This window comes from uncultured Leptotrichia sp., assembly GCF_938036635.1.
In the GTDB taxonomy this organism is placed as follows: Bacteria; Fusobacteriota; Fusobacteriia; order Fusobacteriales; family Leptotrichiaceae; genus Leptotrichia; species Leptotrichia hongkongensis.
Map to the genome: position 1 here is coordinate 1 of NZ_CALHQO010000252.1, position 2,264 is coordinate 2,264.

General features: G+C 34.7%; 2 protein-coding genes. Both read right to left on the reverse strand.

Features of this window, described 5'->3' with window-relative positions; translation table 11 throughout:
* Positions 1-52 precede the first annotated feature (52 nt).
* A complete protein-coding gene (locus Q0370_RS04905; protein WP_299572879.1) occupies positions 53-823 on the reverse strand; it encodes a LamB/YcsF family protein in 771 nt (256 codons plus the stop codon).
* A gap of 32 nt (positions 824-855) precedes the next feature.
* On the reverse strand, positions 856-2,199 hold the full coding sequence (gene accC, locus Q0370_RS04910) for an acetyl-CoA carboxylase biotin carboxylase subunit (protein ID WP_299572882.1): 1,344 nt from the start codon (positions 2,197-2,199) through the stop codon (positions 856-858).
* Between the last annotated feature and the right edge of the window lie 65 nt (positions 2,200-2,264).

Sequence of the window (2,264 nt, forward strand, 5' to 3'; positions counted from 1 at the left end):
CCCTAAATCTATATAATTTTTAGTAGTTTAATTTTAAATAGGTTTGAGTATATTATATAATTTCTGATAATTTTTGAATTATAATTCCTTCATTTACTAATTTTTCACGTATTTTTTTTACAAAAAGCAAAGCTTTTTCGCCATCGCCGTGAACACAAATGGAATCAGCCTTTATCGGTATTTCTTTTCCTGTTATTGAAGTTACTTTTTGTTCCTTTATCATTTTTATTACACGTTCTATTGCTTCGTTTTCATCGTGAATCATTGCCCCTTCCTTTGAACGTGCCACAAGGCTGCCATCTTCTTCATAAGCCCTGTCTGCAAAAACTTCGCTGGCATATTTTAAACCTAAGTCTTTTGCAGCTCTTAAAGTTTCGCTTCCCGAAAGTCCAAGAATTATGAGAGAACTGTCAAAATCAGCAATAGCCTCACAAATAGCCTTTGACAGATTATAGTCTTTTGCAGCCATATTATACAAAGCTCCGTGAGGCTTTACGTGTTGCAGTTTTACACCTTCACTTTTACAAAAAGCTCCTAAAGCTCCTAATTGATACAACACATAAGCTTTCGCTTCGTCTATTGAAATCTTCATTTCACGCCGTCCAAATCCCATTAAGTCGAGAAATCCAGGGTGAGCTCCTATTCCAATGTTATTTTTTTTAGCAGTTTCTATCGTTTTTTTCATAACGACAGGATCTCCTGCATGGAATCCGCAAGCTACATTAGCGCTGGAAATAAGTGGAATAATTTTATCATCTCCTCCAATTTTATAATTACCGAAACTTTCTCCCAAATCACAGTTCAAATCCACTTTAAAAGCCATATTTTACCTCTTTTCATTTTTTATTTAAATTTTTAATAAAGCAATACATTTTCAATAAAACTTGTAGTTGCTTTCCCTTGACAGAAAACCTCGTTTCTCATAATTTGATATTGAAAATCTAAGTTAGTTTCTACACCTAAAATAACAGTTTCGTTTAGTGCTGAACGCATTTTTTGAAGTGCCATTTCACGAGTTGGAGCGTGAACTATAATTTTGGCAATCATTGAATCATATTCAGTTGGTATTGTATAGCTTGTGTAAATGGCAGTATCAACTCTTATTCCATTACCATCTGGTAAATGTATGTTTGTTATTTTTCCTGGACTTGGCATAAAGTTTTTTTCAGGAATTTCTGCATTTATACGACATTCTATTGCATGTCCTCGCAATTGTATATCTTCCTGTGAAAAACTTAATTTTTCATTCATTGCCACTCTAATCTGTTCAATGATTAAATCTGTTCCTGTCACCATTTCAGTAACTCCATGTTCTACTTGAATTCGGGTATTCATTTCCATAAAGTAATATGAACCATCTGCTCCCATTATAAATTCTATGGTTCCAGCGTTTGTGTAATTTACTGCTTTTGCTGCCAGAATAGCATATTTATTTAGTGCTTCCCGAATTTCTGGGGAAATTGCAGGAGATGGCGATTCTTCTACTAATTTTTGATGGTTTCTCTGAACGGAACAGTCTCTTTCCCCAAGAGCCACTACATTTCCAAAATTATCAGCAATTACTTGAATTTCTATATGTCTTGGATCTTCTATAAATTTTTCAATGTACATAGTATCATCACCAAACGCATTTATGGATTCCCGCTGAGCTACATTAAATAAAAATTCAAAACCATTCCTATCCTTTACAACACGCATCCCTTTTCCGCCACCACCAGAAGAAGCCTTTACCATAACAGGGTAGCCGATGTTTTCCGCAGCTTTCATTCCAGATTCTACATCGTAAATAGGTTCTTTTGTTCCTGGTACAACTGGGACTCCAGCATCCATCATTGTTTTTCTAGCCTGAGATTTATTTCCCATTCTGTCAATAACTTTGGCTGTTGGACCAATAAAGTTTATTCCATTTTCCTCGCACATTTTTACAAACTCTGAATTTTCCGACAAAAAGCCGTATCCAGGATGAATCGCATCTGCTCCCACATTCAAGGCAGCCGTAATGATACTTTCCTTATTCAAATAACTATTTCTTGCAGGACCTTCTCCAATGCAAATACTTTGATCAGCCAATTTTATATGAAGACTATCCTTATCTTCCTTTGAGTAAATCGCAACACTCAAAATCCCCATGTTTCTACAGGCTCTAATAATTCTAACCGCAATTTCCCCACGATTTGCAATCAGTACTTTTTTTATCATAAATATATCCCCTTTCTCTTTTTTTTATTTTAAAATGATTTTGTTATAGTTGATTCTGTTCAATA